Below are 16,786 nucleotides of genomic sequence, written 5' to 3'. Positions count from 1 at the left end.
CCATGAACCGTTCAGCCCCCCGTTGGTCCGTTTCCTGCGCCCTGGCGCTGGCCTGCTGGTGGGCGTCGCCCGCAGCACACTCGGAAGAATCCCCCGAGGCTGCGGCGCCGGCCAAACCGGCGTTCAACTATGCACTCGGCGCGATCGCCAGTTCCAGCCCGGACTACGCCGGGGGCGATGGCCGCAAGACGCGCCTTCGGCCTGCCTGGGCCATCGAGTATGGGCGTTTCCGGATCAGCACGTCACGGGGGAGTGCGTTCATGGGGCATGGTCTGGGTCCGCGCGAATCCGGTGCGAGTGCCACCCTGGCGCAGGGAGACCAGTTCCGCCTCAGTGCGTCGCTGCGCATTGACAACGGTCGTGATGGCTCCGATGCGCCGATCCTCGTGGGCTTGCCCTCGGTCCGGTCCACGTTGCGCGCCAGGTTGAGTGCCGGTTACGCGCTGACGCCACGGTGGTCGGTGGGAGCGGGGCTCTCCCAGGACATACTGGGCCGTGACGGTGGCGCGCAGTTGTCCACCAGCGTGGGTTACACCTGGCCCGTGACCGAGCAGACCAAAGTGAGTTTCAGCGCGGGTGCGAGCTTTGGGGACCACACCTACCTGCGCGGCCACTTTGGCGTGCCTGCCGGTGGATCCGGCGCGTTGCCTGCGTTTGACCCCCGCGCGGGGCTGTACAGCGTGGACGCGGGGTTTGAAGTCATGTCGGCCCTCAGTCGACACTGGGTGGTGCTGGCCGGGGCACGTGTATCGCAGCTTCAGGGCGACGCTCGGCGCAGTCCGCTGACGTTGGAACCCACGGGGTACTCCGTGTCCGTCGGTCTGGCGTACCGCTGCTGCCGCTGAATTTTTTCGCCAGGGGGCCGTGCGGCCACGCGGGGTGGGCAGCGGCTGAAAGTGATAAGCTGGCGCGGGCAGGTTGTTGCCCGTAGCAGGGCAACGCAAACGCCGCCACCTCCGCAGGGGCAGAGCGCGGGATGGCCTCTCTTGTCATGACTCTTTCCCCGCCGGGGCCTTCGCCGCATGATGCAACACGAGCCTGAGTTGTCCCAGCCCCCCACGGCCGCTCTCCAGGGTTCCTGGTCCAAGGCGGAGTTGCTGGATGTGATCACACGCAGCGCGGGCGCCACCATGGCCGTCATCGACCGCAGCCTCGTCATGATTTATGTCAACGACGAATACGCCCGGTGGTTTGGCACCGTCCCAGAGCAGCTGATTGGCAAAACGCTGGTCCAGGTGTATGGCGAGTCCGACTGCGCGCGCTTCATGCCCTTTGTGGAGCGCGTGCTGCAGGGCGAACGCGTGCAATACCAGCGCCTTTTGCGCACACCCTACGGCGTGGACGAATGGCGCACCATCTGCCTGACCCCATGGCAGAACCCGCAGGGCATGGTGGAGGGCTTCATCACCACGGCCCTTGACGTGCACGAACTGCAGGTCACCATGAATGCGCTGCGCGCGGCCAACCAGCGCCTGTCCTCGCACATGGAAAACAGCCCCCTCGCGGTGCTGGAGATGGATCACAACCTGCGGCTTCTGCACTGTTCGCAGCGCGCCGTGCAGCTTATGGGTTGGCTCCATGTCGCGGGCCTGGAGGGGCGTCTGCTCACCGAGCTGATGGCACGCTCCTCCCAGGATGAGGGACTTCACCACGCGTTGCAGCGTCTGCAGTCCGGGCAGGAGTCGCAGAACCGCGCCGAGACCTGCTTTGTGCGCGACGACGGCAGCGAGGTGCACTGCGAGTGGTTCAACTCCGCGCTGACCGATGCGCAAGGACAGGTCACATCGATCATGGCGCTTGTCCAGGATGTCTCGGCCAAGATCCAGATCGCCCGCCAGCAGCATTACCTGGCCAACCACGATTCACTCACCGGCCTGCTCAATCGCGCGGCTTTTCAGAGTCGGCTGGAGCAGTCCCTGGCGCAGGTGCGAAGCAGTGCCGGGTCGGTGGCGCTGCTGTTCATCGACCTGGATGGTTTCAAGGGCGTGAACGATGCCGAGGGCCACCGCGCCGGTGATGAGGTACTGCGAATCGTGGCCCAGCGCATTGCCAGCACGGTGCGCGCGGGCGACACGATGGCGCGGCTGGGGGGCGATGAATTCCTGGTCATGCTCGACCGCGAGGTCACGCGTGATGTGACCGATACCATCGGCCATCGCATCATCGAGGCCCTGCACCAACCCATGGCGGTAGAAGGGCGCGACCTGTACATCGGCGCCAGCATTGGCGTGGCCATGCATCCGCCGCTGGAGGGCGATATCGATGCCCTGATGAACCGGGCTGACCAGGCCATGTATTCGGCCAAGCGGGCCGGCAAGGGCAGGCTCCATTACGCGGAGGCGGCCACGTCCTGACAGCGGCAGCGGCCTGTTCCCGCTGCACGTTTTGTCGCGTGGCTCTACGGGCCTGGCAGGCGGATGCTTTGCTGGAAGTGGAAAAAATTCCCGGGGTCGTACTGCGCCTTGACCTGCTGGAGTTGCGGGTAGGCCGGGCCCCAGTAGGCGTGGGCGAAGTCCTCAAGGCGTGCGTCCGGGTAGTTCTGGTACACATGTCCGTTCAGGAAGGGCCTGACCAGGTTCATGAACCCGTCGAGCCAGGCTTCCATCCGGGCTCGCTCCGTGTCATCGGTCCAGAACACGTCCGCCACGAGGTTCGCATCCACATGGCGGTGGATGAAAGCGCTGCCGGCCTCTGGATAGCGGTTGATGGCGCCGCCATAGGGTTCCAGATAGGCCAGCGACCAGGGGTTGGGCGAGGTCTTGAAGTAGTCGATGATGCGTTGCCAGTCGGCCTTTGACAGCGGCGTGCTGATGTAGCCGCAGGCCTTGGTTTCTGCCACGTGCTCGGGCAGCCCGTCTGGCAAGGTGTAGGGATGGTCTTCCAGCCAGAGGTTCATGTCCGGGTAGGTTCCCGACCGGTCCACCAGCAGTTGCGCGCCAGGGATCGCCAACAGTTCTGCGATGGCTTTCAGGCCCGCATCGCGCGTGCCGCAGAGCATGCCCTGCACCATGTAGACCGGCTGCCCGCCCTGAAATCCGAGGTTCATCATGTAGCCCAGCGCATCCGGGGCGCCGGTTCGCATGTAGCGGGCCTGCAGGGTGGTCAGAGCCTCGGCGGCGTGTGCGGCATCCCAGCTGATGGACCAGGCCCATACCTGTTCCAGCCGGTGCATGTGGTAGGTGACCTGCAGCATCACGCCAAAATTGCCGCCGGTGCCGCCCCGCATGGCCCAGTAGAGCCCCGGATTTTCCTGCGCGCTGGCCGTGACGATGCTGCCGTCGGCCAGCGCCACCCGTAACGATTCCACCAGATCACTCTGGATGCCGAAGGCCCGCGAGGTATAGCCATAGCCGCCGCCCTGCACGAAGCCTCCCACGCACACGCTGCCACAGGCCCCGGTGGGAACATGCCAGCCGGTGTGGTTCATGGCGCCGTTGAAATGGTCGAAATCGGTGCCCGGCAGCACATGCACGCATTCGCGGGGGCGGTCGAGCACCACGCCTTTCATGTCGCTCAGGTCAATCACCATGCCGCTGTTGACCGAGTAGCCGGCCGTGCTGTGGCCGCCGCAGCGCACGGCCACCCACACGTTGAAGGCACGGGCCACGGCCAGGCATTCGAGCACATCGTGCTCGCACGCGCAGTACACGATGATCTCGGGGTACGCCTGGAACGCAGGGTTGGATTCCCGCCGGGCCGTGTCGTAGTCGGGGCTGGTGGGCAGCACGATGCGGCCCACCAGTCGGGCCTCCAGCGCCGCCACGGCGTCCCAGGTCAGGGCTGCGCCCGTCGCGTTCTGTGCGGCCTGTTGGGTGGCCAATGCCCGCAAGCGCGCAATGCGGGCGTCCTTGGCAATGCGGGCGGGGCTTTTGCGGTGGGCCATGGCGAACGATCCTCGGGTGAACGCGAAGCCCCGTGTGTACCGGAAGCCGGGGCGTTTGACCAGTTCGAAATGGCCAGGTAGGACGGGCGCAGACTCGGGGCCTCAGGCCGATGACAGTGCCAGATCGCCGGTGTTGCGGCGCAGGCAGAACTTGCCGCCCTGCTTGCCGCTGTACATGGCAGCGTCGGCCAGCTTGAGCAGGCCCAGTGCATCGTTGCTGTCGTCCGGCGCGATCGCGTAGCCGATCGTCAGCCCCACCTGCACCTGCAGGTTGCCCAGCGAGAAGGGCGTACGGAACGCATCCAGCAGCTTGTATCCCAGCTCCTGGGCCTGCTGTGCGCTGCTGAGCTGCCCCGTCATCACCACGAATTCATCGCCCCCCAGGCGGGCGACTACATCGGACTGGCGCACATGGCTTTGAAGGCGGCGGGTCACTGCGATCAGAAGCTCGTCGCCCACATCGTGACCGTGCCGGTCGTTGACCGGCTTGAAACCGTCGAGATCCATCACGTAGACCGCCAGCAGCTTGTCAGGACCGCAACGTGCCAGTGCCGAGGCCAGGGAAATGTTGAGGCCGCGGCGGTTGGGCAGGCCGGTCAGGGGGTCGGTATGCGCCAAAGAACGCATGACATCGCGCTCGCGGTTGGCATCCAGTGCCTCCAGGCGCAGCGCCTTGGTGCGCAGGCCCAGCACACGCATGAACAGGAGCATGTCCAGCGTGGCGCCAAACTGGAAGGAGTGGAGGGTCCAGAAATTCACGGGCACCCAGCCCCGGATCACACCGATGACCGTCGCCGTCGCCACAAAGTAGACCAGCCATGCCAGCAGCAGGCTGGTGCCCACCGGATCGCCCTGGCGTGCACGCCGCACCGCCCCGGGTATGCCCATCAGCGCCGGCACCAGCCCCAGGATGCTGACCACGCCGGTAATGGCGCGGGTACTCAGGAGGTCGAGGGCATACGCCAGCCCCAGCACTGCGCACAGGATGGCTCCGCCGCGCATGGTCCGCAGCAGCAGGCTCCTGGGGCGGTGCCCGGCCAGGGCCTGGCTGATGAACAGGAACGAGCCGCAGGTTGCCATCAGGGCAGACAGGCCGGCTGCATGGCTTTCCATCCACGGGTTGTCGCGCCAAAGGTATTGCGTGCCCAGCCCGAACAGGTGGAGCGAGAACAAAAGGCTGCCCATCAGCAACAGTGCGTACTGTATGAACAGCACGTCGCGCAGGTTGACCCACTGTGCCAGGCTGTAAATGAGCAGGCAAAGCGCCAAGCCCGTCAGGATCCCCTGCAGCATCTGCTCGTTCAGGGCTCGGCTGTGCCAGGCGGTTGGCTTGTTCAGCGTGATGGGCAGCACCATCGCGCCGCGCGTCTCGATGCGCAACAGCAAGTCGTAGCTTTGCCCCGGCCGCAGCTGCATCCCCAGGGAATGCGACCGGCTGAGCAACGGGCGCTGGGAGAACGGCTGCAGGCTGCCCAGGGTGGCTTGCCGCAGCACCTGGCCGTTGGCGGTCAGATAGATCTCGACCCGGTTCAGAACCGGGTAGTCGATGTCCAGCACCCAGATGCCGTCCGACGTTGTCGAAACAGAGACGGGAATGCGCAGCCACATGGGGTCGGCCTGTACGCCCAGCGTGCCGTCGGTGCCAGGCGGCCGCACAAACGCGGCCGACCGCGCCAGCATGTCCTGCACCGACAGCGTGCGCGACGGGTCCGGGAGGATGGACACGGCTGACCATGCCTCGATGGTCGGCATGTCATCGCGCAGCACCAGCGGGTTGCCGGCAGCCCTGGCATCGGCGCCTGCAGTCAGCACCACCAGCCACACCAGGCATGCTGCCGCCCATCGGATGACCAGCGCGGACCATCTCTGCAGCGGTGGGGGGCAGGTGGTACGCATTGCGGAAATTCTCTCAGGACGAAAGCGCGAGCTCACCACTGTTGCGCCGCACGGAGTGTTTGCCGCTTTGCTTGCCGGCGTACATGGCGGCATCGGCCAACCGGATCAGTGCCTGGGCGTCGTCCGTGTCGAGCGGTGCCAGCGCGTAGCCGATGGTCAGCCCCACCTTCAGGCGCAGATGGCTGAGCGCAAACGGCGTATCGAAGGCACGCAGCAAAGAACGGCCGAGCTCCTGCGCCGCCTCGGGCGTCTCCAGGTTGCGGGCCATGATGATGAACTCATCCCCGCCCAGTCGGGCGACCACGTCGGTGTCGTGGCGCACATTGGCTTGCAGCCTGTGGCCCACGGCCACCAGCAGATCGTCTCCCACATCGTGGCCATACGAGTCATTGACCGGCTTGAAGCCGTCCAGATCCATCAGGTACACCGCCACCAGGCTGCGGGGGGATGCGGTCGTCAAAGCGATCTGCAAGGCATGCTGCAGGCCGCGGCGGTTATACAGGCCGGTGAGCGGATCGCTGTGGGCCAGCGAATGCATGATGTCCCGCTCGCGGATGGCCTCCTGTGCCTCGATCCGCACGGCCTGCGCGCGCAGGGCCAGTACCCGCAGAAACAGCAGCATGTCCACCGTGGCGCCAAACTGGAACGCGTGCAGCGTCCAGAAGTTCGCCGGCAACCAGCCCGCGACAAGGAATACGAAGACCCCCGCGGCGATGCCATACACGATCCAGGCCACCAGCAAGGTGGCGCCAATCGGGTCGTTCTGGCGCACCCGCCGGATGGCCGGGGGCAGGCTGATCAGCGACGGCAGCGGCCCTGCCAGGCTCATGAAGGCAATGGCCGCGGGCACGCTCAACACGCCCACCGCCAGCGCCACGCAGACCAGCGTGGTGACTGCCGCACCCGCGCGCATGGCCCGTGCATAGAGGCTGCGCGGCGCGTTGCCTGCCAGGATGTGGCCCAGGAAGAGGAAGGAGCCCGCGAGTGCCACCAGCCCCGCCAACGGGCCGGCGTAGCGGTGCAGCCACAGGTTGCCGGTCCACAGAAACTGTTCCCCCGTGCCGAAGACCTGCAGCGAAAACCCCGCACTGCCCACCACGACCAGTGCATAGAAGCCGAACATGCGGTCCCGCTGCGTGGCCCACTGAAAGAGGCTGTACACCAGAAGGCAGAGCGCCACCCCGTTGAGCACGCCCTGCAGCATCTGCTCGCGCAGGGCCTGGTTCAACTGGTAGGGCATCTCGCCGAGGGTGATGGGCAGGATGAGCGGCCCCGTGGCCTGCACCCGAATCAGGAGGTCGTAGGGCTGGCCGGGCTGCAGCTCAAACGCCATCGCGGGCGTCCGGCTGGACAGCGGCGATTCATCCGGCCGGCTGGTGCTCACCTGCTGCACCACCTGGCCGCCGGAGACCAGATAAATCTCTGCCTGCAGCGAGCTGTAGCCGACGTCCACCATCCACGGCATGCGCAGTGGCTCGGGAGCGATGAGAGGTATGTGCAGCCACATGGCGGCCTTGCGCACGCCCAGCGAGCCGTCGGGCGCAGTGGGGGCCTCGAACTCGTCCAGGCGCTCCAGCATGTCCTGTACCGACAGCTTGTAGCTGGCATCCGCCTTGAGCGTGATGACATCCCAGGCGTTCACATGCGGCCTGTCCTGTGGCAACACCAGGGGCTTGCCTGCGTGTGCATTCAAGGGCAGTGCCGTTGGCAGTACCAGGCAGAGCAGTGCAGTCGCCACGCCGCAGCGCTTGCCCCAGCGAAGCCGGGCCGACATCAGAAGAGTGCAGAGCAGTGCGTACATCGGCATGGGAGCAACAGTCAGGGGGAAGGGCGGGCTGGTGCCGGGCTTGTCACCTGCGCCTTGCCTGCCAGGCCCATGCCCCAGCTGCCGCGGGTGGTCAGGCGGTCTTCCAGCCTGTTCAGCCAGCCTGGCGCATGGCGGTCATCGCTCCAGCTGTGCACCACATCGTCCACCTGGTTGAGCAGCTCCGTGGGAAGCTGCAGCGGGCGCGTCTGGCTCATCAGCACACGGCTCATGAAGTGATAGCCGAGCACCCGCGTGAGCGCCCGCACGATCGAAAAACGCGGCCTGACCCAGCGCACAACGGTGTCGATGATGCGCGCCACCAGCAAGACGCCCCAGAAGAGCACGGCGGACCGCCAGGGCACCGGCTGCGTGAGCCCCAGGTCGCTGGCTGTGGCGCGACCGCACAGGTAGCGCGTCATGAGTTGCGGGAAGGGCTTCACGATCCGCCAGGGCAGGGAGTTTTCCATGGTGTGCATCAGGGCCTGGCCCAGCGCAGGGCGCGGGTCGGGCGCCACGGGCGCGGCCCGGCCCCTGGCCTGCATCTGTGCCATCAGGGCCTGGCCCTGGCCCATGGTCTCGACCATCAGCGCGCGTTCGATACCCAGGATATGCCCCACCACGTTCCAGGCGTGCAGATAGGCCTCTTCATCGGCCTGGGGCAAGCCGATGCCCAGGCGGCGCAGGCTGCGCAGGAAAACATACCCGAAGGTGAGCAAGGTGTAGGCCAGCTCTTCCTGATTGCAGGGCAGGCCGTTGGCCTGCAGGTTCCAGCCCCGGGCGTACAGCGTCTGAAACAGCGCCTGGCGGCCCTGTTGGCGCGGTAGTGCCTGTGGCGCGATGGTCCCGTCGCCCCCCGCAAGCATTTGGGCCAGCGCGCTTTGCGGGCTTCCGCGCAGGATCAGGTTGCGGATGGTCGCGTGGATCAGCCGGACCTTGAGCACCTGCGCCACGCCCGCGCCGCGCTGGCCCAGGCCACCGTGCATCATCACCGGAAAGATCATGGCCGCGGTGGACCGGATGCGGTACTCGGCGTTCTGCTCGAGCTGTCCGGATGTGTGCAGCACGCTGGAGAGGTCGGGAATCACATAGCACTCGGGCAGGCTGGCGCAAAACAGCAGGATGCACGACAGCGCTCCGTGCTCCATGAACAGCTTCTCGGCGCGCTCGATCTTGCGTGCGTCGGCCCAGGGCGGCAGCACCTGCGCAGTCTGCACATAGTGGTTCAGCGCCAGCGACATCGCCGCATCCACGCCATCGCCCTGGGCGGTCCAGCCCTGCAGGCTGGCGTTGTCCTCCCACTGCGCAAAAAGGCGGTTCACGGTGTCGATGCGTGCCCATTGCGGTGCGTCCACGCCCACATCGCCCTGTGGCCATTCGCCCAGAATGCGTTCAAGGGTCTGGTCTGCCAACGGGTCTGCATGGTGCTGCATCGCCGCCAGTTCGGCGTCTGACAGCTTGCTGTGCGTGTGGCCATGGGCCCGGTTCATACGCGTACCTCCCGCGCTGCGGCGCGCCAGCGCTGCAGGCCGGCCAGGGCGCATAGCAGCGGAATGCCCATGGCAAAGGGTGCGATCGAGCGGATTTCGACCGGATTGCCCAGCACCATCTGAAACACCATGCCCGAGGCGTAGATCGCCAGCGGCACCATGGCATGCCGTGGCAGGAACCGGCCGCCCGGTTGCAGAGCACGGTGGCGCACCGATAGCCGAAAGCCGAAGATGATGACAAACGCCACAAACACCCAGCCAAAAAAGCCCTGCACGGTTTCCCCGAACCAGGCGCCATCGGTCTTGGCCATGATCCACGCCTTCAGGGTGTAGACCAGATAAGGGTCGGCCCCCAGGTCGAAGGCGGTCACGATCATGGCCGCCAGAAATGACAGCATGACGGCATTGCCCAGCCCGGGCGCCCCATCTACAGGCGACTGCCACACGATGAGGTTGCTGATCACATAGCCCGAGTACGCCAGCGCGAACCACATCATCGGGATGACGATGGGCACATCCACCAGGCGCGCGCCCAGCACATCGGTGTAGGTGTAGTGGCCAAAGAACCAGCCGTGCGTGGTTCCCATCTGCTCTGCAAACCAGCCAAAGCCCACCGCGATGGCCACGAACTGCAGGGCCGCCCGCGCGCCCAGCAGGTGGGTGGCACTGGCCCAGCAGCACGCGAACATCAGTACCGACGCGAGCACGATCGCGATCGTGGTGTCGTTGTGGGTGCGCGCAGCCGTGGCTGCCAGATAGGCAGACAGTAGGGCAAAGCTCAGCGCCGGCAGGCGCCTGGCCAAGGGGGATTGCGCAGGCATGGTGGCTGTATCACGCTGTAACAATCCTCCAGTGTAGGGGATGGATGCGTGAATGCTTCCGCTGGCTACCCCAACTTCGCGTACTACCTGCTTTTTGGTGCAGGTTTACAACCCGTTGGTGTGATTTTTAGCGGTGTTGCGGCTTGAATGCTGCGAGATTGAGGAGCGAAGCCTCAATGGCCGCCGCCGTGGCCACCGGTTGCTCCATGGGGAACAGGTGGCTGCCGTCCAGCATCATGGTGCGGCCTTCGGTGATGCGCAGCGTCATGGCCATGCCCACCTGCTTCATTTCGTCCGAATCCCGTCCGCCGATGAACGCTGCCGGGCAGCGCAGCGGGTGGGTGCTGAGCAGGCGGCCCAGGTTGTGCGGCAGCGTGTTGTAGATCGCGGTCTCCACGGCGCGGTCGAAGCCCAGCACGCGTTTGCCCTCGTGGTCGCGCAGGCCATGGGTGATGTAGTCCTGCAGCACCTCGGGGTTCCAGCGGGCAAAGGCTTTTTTCTTTCGAAAGTGCTCCATCGCCTCATCGTTGCTGGCCCAGCTGAAGCGCCGCTGCCGGCTCACCTTGCCCGGCGAGATGGAGCCCACCACCTGGGTGCGCTTGGCCACGCCCAGCGCGTTGGCCTTCCAGCCCCCCAGGAGCGGGGAGTCGATCAGCAGCACACCGCGCGCCAGCTCCGGGTGGCGCGCTGCGGCCATCACGCTCAAAAACCCGCCCAGCGAATGGCCCACCAGAAACACCGGCTCGCCCAGGCGCTGCACCTGGGCCGACGCGAAATCCGCCAGTTGCTGCACCAGATGCGGCCAGTTGTTGGTCACCGGGAATTGGGGGTCGTGGCCAAAGCTGTCGACCGCGCTGACGTCAAACCCCCGGGCCTTGAGGTGCCTGAAAAGCACACGGTAAGTGCTGGCCGGAAAGCTGTTCGCGTGCGAGAAAACGATGGGAAGCATGGAGTGGTGAGGGGGCCGCGCGCAACACACCCTGCGGTGGCGCACCAGGCCCGCACGGGCAGGTCAGACGAGTTTGTCCAGATGGTTCGTGATCTTCTTGAGCGGCTTGCTGCGCGAAGGGTTCACAAGGATAGGCACGCTCGTGGCGCCACCGCCCCAGGCGGGGTCTTCGATGCTGTCGAACACCTGGCGCAGCTTTTCGCCCCAGCTGTCGTGCAGCATCCGGAAATACGGGTTGTTCTCATCGATGCAGACCACCTTCTCGGTGCAAAAGCGGTCCACCTCGTACACCACCAGGTCCAGCGGCAGGCCCACGGACAGGTTCGACTTGAGCGTGCTGTCCATCGACACCAGCGCGCATTTGGCGGCTTCATCCAGCGGCGTTTCGGGGGTGAGAACGCGGTCGAGCACGGGCTTGCCGTATTTCGACTCTCCCACCTGGAAGTAGGGCGTCTCGGATGTGGCCTCGATGAAATTGCCGGCCGAATACACCTGAAACAGGCGCATGCCCTCGCCCTTGATCTGGCCACCAAACACCATGGACACATTGAAGTCCACGCCCGAGCGCTTGAGCGCCGTGCCGTCGCGCTCATGCACATGGCGCACGGCGGCGCCCAGCACGCGGGCGGCGTCGAACATGCTCTTGGCGTTCCAGATCGAGATCGTCTCGCCCGAATCTCCGTCCTTGAGCTGCTCCGTCTGCAGGATCTCGCGCACCGACTGGGAGATGGACAGGTTGCCTGCCGACAGCAGCACCATGAAACGGTCGCCCGCCTTCTCGTACACCATCATCTTGCGAAAAGAGCTGATCTGGTCCAGGCCCGCATTGGTGCGCGAATCGGACAGGAAAACCAGCCCGGCGTTGAGTTTGATGGCGACGCAATACGTCATGAAGGAATGGCAATCGTTGGACAGGGGAGACGGGGAGTTTAAGTCGGGCGCGGCGGGCGGGCGCTGGCGCGCGCAGGTCGGGCCCGGCAGAGCCCCCGATAGATTCATAAAAATAATAGCTGCCTGCACTTGTTGGATAAGCGCTGGAGCCACTTTTTGCCATATAAATCGCGCCGCTGTCCTTCCACCGATGGTTCCGGCCCGCTTGGCGGGTGGTTTTCCGGCAGCAGCGGGCAGCGCCGGGCGCACGCTCCTATCATCGGTGGCATCACCTCCGAAAGCCCCGCCATGTTCACCCTCCCGATGACGCTGTCCGCAAGTCGCCGCGCGTTGGCGCTGGCCCTCATCGCCACGCTGGCCGCCTGTGGCGGCGGGGGCAACGATGACCCCGCCGATGGCGGCACCCCGCCACCGCCGCCCCCGCCGCCGGTGCGCGCCGGCCAGCTCGAATCTGCCGCCCGCCTTGGCAGCATTGCCGCCGCCGACATTGCTGCCGCCTTGGCCGCCAAGGAGTCGCTGGCCGAGGGCGTCGTGCCGCGCTACAGCGTTACCGCCTACCGGCTCGAATACCTCACCACCGACGCCGACGGCAACGAGGTGCGGGCCTCGGGCCTGGTCAGCGTGCCGCAAAAGCCCGCCGGCGCCCAAAGCCCGGTGCTCAGCTACCAGCACGGCACCCTGTTCCGCGATGCCGAGGCGCCCAGCAACAACGCCGTGGCGTCGGAGGTGGCGGTGGTGCTGGCGTCGCTGGGCTACATCGTGCTGGCGCCCGACTACGTGGGCTTTGGCGCCTCCAGGGGCACGCCCCACCCCTACCTGCTGGCGGCGCCGTCCGCGGCCGCCACGGTGGATTTTCTGACCGCAGCCCGCACCTGGCGCGGCCAGGCCGGCGTGGCCGACAACGGCCAGCTCTTTCTGACCGGCTACTCCGAAGGCGGCTACGTCACCCTGGCCGCCCACCGCGCGCTGCAAGCCAGCGCATCACCCCATCTGCAGCACCTGCGCATGGTGGTGCCGGGCGCCGGGCCCTACAACGTGCAGACCACCATGGAAGGCCTGGTGGACCTGGTGCGGCAGGAGCAGCCGGTGATCGGCGCGCTCCTTAACCCGGGGCTGCTGCGCTACCTGGGCGGCAGCGTACAGCGCGAGGTGCGCCGCCTGCTGCTGCGCGCGCTGATCCCGGGCGATGCCGACGTGGCCTACGACACGCGCTTCATCGACCACTTTCTGGCCGACGATGTGCAGGCCCTGGCCCGCGCCAGCAACGTGTACGACTGGAAACCCGGCGTGCCCGTGCGCCTGTACCACGGCCGCGATGACCGCACCGTGCCCTACGCCAGCTCGGTCAGCACCGTGCGCGCCATGCAGCAGCGGGGCGCGGGCGACCTGGTGAGCCTGACCGAATGCCGCGCGCAGCCCGTGGCCGGGCACCTGCAATGCGTGCCGCCGTTCATCACCTTCATGCTGGGGCAGTTCGCAACGGTGGCGCAGGATTTGTGAGCCCGCCGCGGTGCAGCCCTGGGGGGCTGCGGTGCGACTCATGCCTCTTCCCAGAACGCCTCGATCAGCTCACCCTGCGCGTCCAGCAGCCACCACTCGATCACCACATCCCGCGGGCCTACACCCAGAAGGCCCAGCGCCCCGCGGGGCGCCGACAGGCGCGGGCAGCGCCACAGCTGGTCGCCCGGCTGCGCCAAGGCCTGCACCCGGGTGCGGATGGACTGCGGCACCTCGGGGCTGTGCACATCCACCAGGCGGTCCTCGCCGTCGCCGACTTCCTCGGGTGTCGCAGGGGCAGGGCGCATGTCAGGCTCCTTCAGATGTGCAGCGTTGCAGGTTCAGCGCCAGCAGGCGGCGCAGGATTTCATCATCGGGCATGTCTGCCGTGTAGTCGGCCCAGCCATAGGCTGCTGCCACCGCTGCATCCAGCTGCGCATGGGCGGCGGCCAGCCAGGCGGGGCGCTGGTTGTAGAGGTTGGTGAGCGTGCGCTTGGCCAGGTCTTTTTCGAAACCGGGCTTGGGCACCGTGCGGTCGGGGTAGGGCGAGTGCTGCAGCCCCAACGGCACCACCTCGGGCACGGTGTCCGTCCATTCCGGCGGGTTCAGCCAGGCCTGGCGCAGGGTGTTGAGGCGCTGGGCGGCCTGTGCAATCGCGGTGGCCGCCTGGCGGGGTGGTATGGTTTTGATAGCTGCTGGCGCTTGATGGGCGGGCGCTAGCGGCTGATTTGGCTTGAAATCCTCTGTGGGCAAGGCGTCTGACAAAGTATCTGGAAGGTCGGCCGGAATCAGCGCGCCGCCTTCCACCGCCTCGGTGCGCTGGTGCGCGGTGTCTGCCGGGGTGAGGCCTGCGGGAAAGGGGAAGGTTTCGAAGCAGGTGGTGGGGGTGTAGCGCGGCCGGTCTTCCAGCGAGGTGCCCATGCGCAGCGCCCAGAGTTCGTGGAAGCGGCTGTGCAGGATGCCGAAGGTGGTGTCGTCGGCGCGGGCGATGGCGATGACGGTCTGATGCGGCCAAACAATGCTCGGCTGCCACACGAAAACGCGGTGTTTTGATACTTGCGAAGTCGCTAGATAACGCGGAATCTGGGCTGTCGCCGCTCGGTAGTCGGTACCTGAGCGTCCGTGGAGCCACCAGCGGGCTTTTCGACTCGCGTCGTTGCTGGCCATTCGCATCGGCTTCACGGCTTTCTCAACATGCGTGAATGGCTCCGTGTAGAGCGATGCTTCCGCAATGGGCCGACTACTGAAGTCAACCACCCATAAGCCCCGGCTTCGACTTGTAATGTCCTTGCCGTTCGTGAGTGGGCGTAACACCTCTGCGTTGGAATGTCCATGTGGGTTGGGACTTGCCAGCCACGCGATTGCTATGTCAGCCCCCACCTCGAAATCGCCCACCAGCACGGGGCCTTGAAAGCTAACTCCTGCATTGGTGCGCAAGCGTTGCGCGGTGGAGAGGTCGGTGGTGTGCTCGCCCGCAGCGTGCAAGTCGCTGTAGATTGCCGAGACGGGAGAGCCGTCGAGCAATGCAGGCTGCTCAGCAGTGCCAAACGCCACCAGCGAAACCCGCACCGCTGCACCGTTGTTCACCCACGGCTCATCGCTCCAGGCCTCAAAGATGCGCGTCTGTGTGCAGATCGCATCCAGCACCTTGCGGTTGGCGCCGCCGCGAATCGAGTTGGTGGTGACCAGCCCGGCGCGCAGCAACTGGCCTGCCGCCATCTGCGCGCGGGCCTTGTCGAACCAGTAGCACACCAGGTCGGCGCCGCCGGGCACGCGGCCTTCGTAGGTTTTGCGCAGCAGGGTGGTGGTGGCGTCGCCCAGTTCGGCGCGCATTTTCTTGTCGCCCAAAAACGGCGGGTTCCCCACCACCACATCCGCCGCAGGCCACGCGGCTTCGGCGCCGCCCTCGGCCAGCAGCGCATCGCGGCATTCGATGTGTTCCAGCGTGTCGAGCACGGGGTTGGTCTTGAACTCGTAGCCGTGCGCCAGGCGCCATTGCAGTTCGCCAATCCACACGGTGACGCGGGCCAGTTCGGCGGCGTATTCGTTCAGCTCGATGCCCAGCACGTTGTGCGGGCCGGTCACCAGGTCGGCCTCGCGGTCCAGGCCCAGTTCGGTGGCCTGCAGGTGGCTGTGGTGCTCCACGTCTTTCAGGCACTTGAGGGCGAGGTACAGAAAGTTGCCGCTGCCGCAGGCCGGGTCGAGGGCGCGGAAGTGCTTGAGTTCGTCGAGCCAGGTGACGAACAGGGCGTGCGCTGCGCGGTAGTGTTTGTCGCCTTTTTTGGTGATTTTGGCCGCCAGCCCTTGTATCTGTTGCGCTACCAGCTCCCATTTTTGTAGCAATGGGCGGCGGATGACGGGGTTGATGAGGCGCTCGATGGTGGCCGGGTCGGTGTAGTGCGCGCCAAGCTGGCTGCGTTTGGCAGGGTCCAGGCCGCGTTCGAACAGGGTGCCGAAGATGGAGACGTCGATGGCGCTCCAGTCCAGGTCGGCGGCGCGGCGCAGCTCTGCGAGGTCTGGCGCGGAAAGGGCGGGCACGGCAATGGTCTGGAACAGCCCGCCGTTGAACCACGGAATGTCGTCCACGCCGTAGAGGCCGCCGTCTTTCATGGCGCTGAACAACTGCGTGAGGCCGTGGCCGAGGCGTTCGGGCGTGGCTTGCTTGTTGTTCAGCAGGCGCTCGAACATGCGCCCCGGCAGCAGGCCCACGTCTTCGGCAAAAAAGCAGAACAGGCACTGCGTGAGGAAGTGCGCCACCAGGTTGGCGCGCTGCTGCTGGCTGGCGGCGGGCTCATCGGCCGTGGCGCCGCGCTGGCGCAGGCCTTCGGCCAGGGCGGCAAAGCTCTGGGCGGCGGCCTCGGTGATGTCGCGGTTGGTCTGGCGCGGCTTGAAACTTTCTGGGGCCTGCCAGATGCGGCGCAGCAGGGCCAGCTTGTCCGGCTGGTCCATCTCGTCGATGGCGACGGTGTGCGTGGCGCTGGGGTGGCCCGTGAACTGGGTGTGGATGCGGATGCTGAGCCGATCGGACACGACCAGGATGGGCGGGTTGGACAGCGCCAGGCTGTAGGTGAGCAGTTGCTTGAGCGCGGTGTCGAGGTTTTTGCCGGGCGCTTTGTTCTCCCACGCAAACACGCCGCGCATGAAAACGTCGCAATAGCCCGTCTTGCCGCCAATGACCGCACTTTTTTCTTCAAACCGGTAGCCCTCGGCACTGCCGGGCTTGGGCACGCCGAGCAGTTCGCACAGGTCCAGAAAGTGGCTTTGCGCGCCTTGTTCTTCGTTCAGGGCGTAGGCCGGGCCGGGCACGCCACCGGGCGCGCCCCATTTGGCGATGAAGTCTTGGGGGGTCATGGGTTAGTTTGGTTGTTCGGCCGTTGGCCTGCAGGCCAGCGGCGCACACGCTGGGAGTACGGCACGCGTTGCTCGGCCCAGGCGTTGTAATGGTCGGTGTCGGTGGTGGGTGCCACGGCTAAGGATGGCGGGGTGAGGGCGCTGCTGGCATCGACTTCCTGGGGCAGGGTCATCGTTGGGGGTGTTGTTTGCCTTGGGCGCATT

Annotated in this window: 13 protein-coding genes; 3 read left to right on the top strand and 10 right to left on the bottom strand. The window is 66.2% G+C overall.

Annotated features, from left to right (window positions below; genetic code table 11):
* Positions 1-2: 2 nt before the first annotated feature.
* Together AAFF19_RS17180 and AAFF19_RS17175 are read left to right on the top strand one after the other, a co-directional pair.
* Positions 3-845 carry a MipA/OmpV family protein gene (locus AAFF19_RS17180; protein ID WP_342720632.1) on the top strand — a complete coding sequence of 281 codons (843 nt, stop codon included), beginning with the start codon at positions 3-5 and terminating at the stop codon, positions 843-845.
* Positions 846-1,022: 177 nt separating this feature from the next.
* The gene (locus AAFF19_RS17175) at positions 1,023-2,354 is read left to right on the top strand and encodes a diguanylate cyclase (protein ID WP_342720631.1); all 1,332 of its coding nucleotides are present in this window, start codon (positions 1,023-1,025) and stop codon (positions 2,352-2,354) included.
* A 44-nt stretch (positions 2,355-2,398) separates the two neighbouring features.
* On the opposite strand, the gene AAFF19_RS17170 is transcribed toward AAFF19_RS17175, so the two are convergent.
* The 7 genes from AAFF19_RS17170 to AAFF19_RS17140 all read right to left on the bottom strand — a co-directional run bounded on the left by AAFF19_RS17170 (position 2,399) and on the right by AAFF19_RS17140 (position 11,734).
* Positions 2,399-3,883: an FAD-binding oxidoreductase gene (locus AAFF19_RS17170; RefSeq protein WP_342720630.1), complete on the bottom strand. Its 1,485-nt coding sequence runs from the start codon at positions 3,881-3,883 to the stop codon at positions 2,399-2,401.
* 102 nt (positions 3,884-3,985) lie between these two features.
* Complete coding sequence (locus tag AAFF19_RS17165) at positions 3,986-5,779, bottom strand: diguanylate cyclase (protein ID WP_342720629.1); 1,794 nt, start codon at positions 5,777-5,779, stop codon at positions 3,986-3,988.
* A 13-nt stretch (positions 5,780-5,792) separates the two neighbouring features.
* Entirely contained in the window at positions 5,793-7,586 is a 1,794-nt protein-coding gene (locus AAFF19_RS17160) for a diguanylate cyclase (RefSeq protein WP_342720628.1), read from the bottom strand.
* An 11-nt stretch (positions 7,587-7,597) separates the two neighbouring features.
* Entirely contained in the window at positions 7,598-9,073 is a 1,476-nt protein-coding gene (locus AAFF19_RS17155; protein WP_342720627.1) for an oxygenase MpaB family protein, read from the bottom strand.
* Entirely contained in the window at positions 9,070-9,894 is an 825-nt protein-coding gene (locus AAFF19_RS17150) for a carotenoid biosynthesis protein (protein WP_342720626.1), read from the bottom strand. Before AAFF19_RS17150 ends, AAFF19_RS17155 begins: the two co-directional genes overlap by 4 nt.
* Positions 9,895-10,021: 127 nt before the next feature.
* Positions 10,022-10,843 carry an alpha/beta hydrolase gene (locus AAFF19_RS17145; protein ID WP_182119941.1) on the bottom strand — a complete coding sequence of 274 codons (822 nt, stop codon included), beginning with the start codon at positions 10,841-10,843 and terminating at the stop codon, positions 10,022-10,024.
* A 63-nt stretch (positions 10,844-10,906) separates the two neighbouring features.
* Complete coding sequence (locus tag AAFF19_RS17140; RefSeq protein ID WP_342720625.1) at positions 10,907-11,734, bottom strand: proteasome-type protease; 828 nt, start codon at positions 11,732-11,734, stop codon at positions 10,907-10,909.
* Positions 11,735-12,022: 288 nt separating this feature from the next.
* On the opposite strand from AAFF19_RS17140, the gene AAFF19_RS17135 reads away from it, so the two are divergent.
* Positions 12,023-13,234 carry a lipase family protein gene (locus tag AAFF19_RS17135; RefSeq protein ID WP_342720624.1) on the top strand — a complete coding sequence of 404 codons (1,212 nt, stop codon included), beginning with the start codon at positions 12,023-12,025 and terminating at the stop codon, positions 13,232-13,234.
* Between the two features lie 38 nt (positions 13,235-13,272).
* Here the strand turns inward: AAFF19_RS17135 and AAFF19_RS17130 are convergent, their stop codons facing one another.
* From AAFF19_RS17130 to AAFF19_RS17120, 3 genes are read right to left on the bottom strand one after another with little or no spacing between them, the layout of a single operon-like run.
* Positions 13,273-13,539, bottom strand: coding sequence for a hypothetical protein (locus AAFF19_RS17130; protein WP_342720623.1), 267 nt, complete (start codon positions 13,537-13,539; stop codon positions 13,273-13,275).
* Position 13,540: 1 nt separating this feature from the next.
* Positions 13,541-16,582 carry a DNA methyltransferase gene (locus AAFF19_RS17125; RefSeq protein WP_342720622.1) on the bottom strand — a complete coding sequence of 1,014 codons (3,042 nt, stop codon included), beginning with the start codon at positions 16,580-16,582 and terminating at the stop codon, positions 13,541-13,543.
* Entirely contained in the window at positions 16,579-16,755 is a 177-nt protein-coding gene (locus AAFF19_RS17120; protein WP_342720621.1) for a hypothetical protein, read from the bottom strand. Before AAFF19_RS17120 ends, AAFF19_RS17125 begins: the two co-directional genes overlap by 4 nt.
* Between the last annotated feature and the right edge of the window lie 31 nt (positions 16,756-16,786).

The sequence above is a fragment of the Acidovorax sp. FHTAMBA genome (genome assembly GCF_038958875.1).
In the GTDB taxonomy this organism is placed as follows: domain Bacteria; phylum Pseudomonadota; class Gammaproteobacteria; order Burkholderiales; family Burkholderiaceae_C; genus Acidovorax.
The sequence above is the reverse complement of the archived record's forward strand: the minus strand, read 5'-3'. Positions and strand labels throughout refer to the sequence as shown.

What these genes read in the sequence shown, in the direction of transcription:
- AAFF19_RS17125 (WP_342720622.1), bottom strand. Translation starts at nt 16,582, where the DNA reads ATGACCCCCCAAGACTTCATCGCCAAATGGGGCGCGCCCGGTGGCGTG.
- AAFF19_RS17165 (WP_342720629.1), bottom strand. Translation starts at nt 5,779, where the DNA reads ATGCGTACCACCTGCCCCCCACCGCTGCAGAGATGGTCCGCGCTGGTC.
- AAFF19_RS17175 (WP_342720631.1), top strand. Translation starts at nt 1,023, where the DNA reads ATGATGCAACACGAGCCTGAGTTGTCCCAGCCCCCCACGGCCGCTCTC.
- AAFF19_RS17135 (WP_342720624.1), top strand. Translation starts at nt 12,023, where the DNA reads ATGTTCACCCTCCCGATGACGCTGTCCGCAAGTCGCCGCGCGTTGGCG.
- AAFF19_RS17160 (WP_342720628.1), bottom strand. Translation starts at nt 7,586, where the DNA reads ATGCCGATGTACGCACTGCTCTGCACTCTTCTGATGTCGGCCCGGCTT.
- AAFF19_RS17140 (WP_342720625.1), bottom strand. Translation starts at nt 11,734, where the DNA reads ATGACGTATTGCGTCGCCATCAAACTCAACGCCGGGCTGGTTTTCCTG.
- AAFF19_RS17145 (WP_182119941.1), bottom strand. Translation starts at nt 10,843, where the DNA reads ATGCTTCCCATCGTTTTCTCGCACGCGAACAGCTTTCCGGCCAGCACT.
- AAFF19_RS17150 (WP_342720626.1), bottom strand. Translation starts at nt 9,894, where the DNA reads ATGCCTGCGCAATCCCCCTTGGCCAGGCGCCTGCCGGCGCTGAGCTTT.
- AAFF19_RS17180 (WP_342720632.1), top strand. Translation starts at nt 3, where the DNA reads ATGAACCGTTCAGCCCCCCGTTGGTCCGTTTCCTGCGCCCTGGCGCTG.
- AAFF19_RS17130 (WP_342720623.1), bottom strand. Translation starts at nt 13,539, where the DNA reads ATGCGCCCTGCCCCTGCGACACCCGAGGAAGTCGGCGACGGCGAGGAC.
- AAFF19_RS17120 (WP_342720621.1), bottom strand. Translation starts at nt 16,755, where the DNA reads ATGACCCTGCCCCAGGAAGTCGATGCCAGCAGCGCCCTCACCCCGCCA.
- AAFF19_RS17170 (WP_342720630.1), bottom strand. Translation starts at nt 3,883, where the DNA reads ATGGCCCACCGCAAAAGCCCCGCCCGCATTGCCAAGGACGCCCGCATT.
- AAFF19_RS17155 (WP_342720627.1), bottom strand. Translation starts at nt 9,073, where the DNA reads ATGAACCGGGCCCATGGCCACACGCACAGCAAGCTGTCAGACGCCGAA.